1 protein-coding gene is annotated in these 1,833 nt (G+C 73.9%); it reads right to left on the bottom strand.

Features of this window, described 5'->3' with window-relative positions:
• Nucleotides 1-1,833, bottom strand: a 1,833-nt coding sequence (locus IH13_RS37650) for an alpha/beta fold hydrolase (protein ID WP_031085182.1), incomplete at both ends; no start/stop codon positions are given.

The raw sequence follows: 1,833 nt of genomic DNA, 5'->3' as shown, positions 1-1,833 counted from the left end.
CCCGTGGCCTGCCAGTACAGCTCCAGGTTGGCGCGGCCGGACAGGTGCGGCAGGAATCCGGCGCCCTCGACGAAGGAGCCGACCCGTGACAGCACGGGCGCGCCGGGGCGGATCGCGTGCCCGAAGACGCGGATCTCACCGGCGTCGGGGGTGATGAGCCCCATCAGCATCCGCAGGGTGGTGGTCTTGCCGGCACCGTTCGGCCCGAGCAGGCCCAGCACCTGGCCCTTCTCCACCTGGAAGCCGAGGTCACGGACGGCGTACCGGTCGGTGGCGCCGGCGTACTTCTTGGCCAGGCCGGTGATCCGCAGCGGTACGTCGGCGAGGTCCGGGTCGGGCGCGGGGGCCGTGGAGCGCCTGCGCGCGGTGAGCAGCAGGACGGCGGCGACGAGCAGCCCGGCGGCCGGAAGTACCCAGGTCCACCAGGGCAGCGAGGCCGCGGCGGTCTTCACGGCGGGTGCGGTGGGGACGGTGAGCGGTCCGTCGAGGGTGACGGTGTACGTGGCGGGCTCGGCCGGCGACGCGTAGCCGAGGTCGGTCGCGGACAGGACGAGGCGGAGCCGGTGCCCGGCCGCGATCTCGTGGTCGACGGCGGGCAGGGCCAGTTCGACGGGGGCGCCCTGCTGCTTCGGCGTGATCCGGTGGGGGGTGACGAGCTGGGCCGGCAGGACCTGCTGCTTGCCGTCCGGGGAGACGTCGTACACCTTGCCGAAGAGGACGGCGTCGCCCTGGTCGGCCTTGACGGTCACCCGGACGGTGGGCGAGCCGGTGACGCGCACGGCCTTCTTCAGCGGGGCGGAGTCGTAGCGTGCGTACTGCCCGGGGAAGTCGAGGGAGAGTCCGACGCCGACCGAGGAGAGCTGGGAGAGGCCGCCGCCGATGCCGGGAAGGGCGGAGACGGAGGGCGGGCTGGCCCCGGCGGGGTTGCGGAACATCTGCGTCCGCCGCCCTTCGAGCGCGATCTCCTCCCCGCCGCTCGTCAGCCCGGGGTACGTGGTCCCGTCCGCGCCGCGCTTGAGGGCGGCCCCGTCGGTGGAGTCGACGCCTCCGGTGCGGGTGACGCGGAAGGCGGGCCCGGTGTCGGCGCCCTCGTCGTCCTTCAGGTAGCGGTCGAACCACTGGCCGATCCGGTGCTGGACGCGGTCGCCCTCGGCGTCGCCGCCGTCGTGGCCGCCGGAGATCCAGTCGACGGAGACGGGGGCGCCGTTGCCGCGGATGGCCTTCGCCATGGCGTCGGCCTGGTCGAGCGGGAAGAGGGAGTCGCTCTGGCCCTGGACGATGAGCGCGGGGACGTCGATGCGGTCGGCCACGGCGACGGGGGAACGTTCCGTCAGCAGGGCCCGCGCGGCGGCGTCCGGCTTCCCGGCGACCGCGACCCGCTCGTACATCTCGCAGAGCCGCTTCTCGAACTTCTGGCAGCCGCCGCCGGTCGTGACGAAGATCCCGGCCCACAGCTTCTTGAACACCCCGTCGGGGAACAGGGCGTCGGCGAGGTTCCAGTAGCTGATCACCGGAGCGACGGCGTCGACCCGCCGGTCGTACCCGGCGGCCAGCAGCGACACGGCCCCGCCGTACGAGGACCCGGTGACGCCGACGCGCGGGTCCCCCTTCGCGTCGAGCAGGACCTCGGGCCGGCCGGCGAGCCAGTCGATGAGCCCGGAGACGTCCTTGACCTCCGCGTCGGGCGCGTTGAGCGTGATCTCCCCGGTGGTCTTCCCGAACCCCCGCGCGGACCAGGTGAGGACGGCGTACCCGTCGGCGGCCAGCTTCTCGGCCTCGGCCCGCACGTCGTTCTTGCTGCCGCCGAAGCCGTGGCCGATGAGCACGGCGGGC

Origin of the sequence: Streptomyces sp. NRRL WC-3549, assembly GCF_000721935.1 — a bacterium.
Lineage (GTDB): Bacteria > Actinomycetota > Actinomycetes > Streptomycetales > Streptomycetaceae > Streptomyces.
Note: the sequence above shows the minus strand (reverse complement) of the source record. Positions and strands in the feature narration are given on the sequence as shown.